The sequence below is a fragment of the Terriglobus sp. ADX1 genome, assembly GCF_036877645.1.
Taxonomy (GTDB): Bacteria; Acidobacteriota; Terriglobia; order Terriglobales; family Acidobacteriaceae; genus Terriglobus.
On record NZ_JAEDXV010000094.1, the window covers coordinates 1 to 254 of the forward strand.

General features: G+C 55.9%; 1 pseudogene. It reads left to right on the forward strand.

The annotated features are described in order from the left end of the window. Nucleotides 1–254 (forward strand): annotated as a pseudogene (locus JAO32_RS19795) (hypothetical protein); the annotation flags it as partial.

A 254-nucleotide genomic window follows, 5' to 3' on the forward strand; every position in this document is an offset into this window, starting at 1 on the left:
CAAGCCGACCATGGTGCGAAACTACAGCGTGTATCCGATGGGTGCTGCTGGCATGAGCGTGGTCTTCCTCAATCAGACGACCATGATTTTCGGCGACAGCGCTGCGGTAAAGGCTGGTCTGGACTGCCGTGATGGTCTCGCTTCCAACATCCTGGAAAACACTGACATGATGGGCGAGATGAACATCGTGGATCAGCGTGCTATCTGGAGCCTGCTCGATCAGAAGGGCACACAGACCATGATGCGCAGCGTTC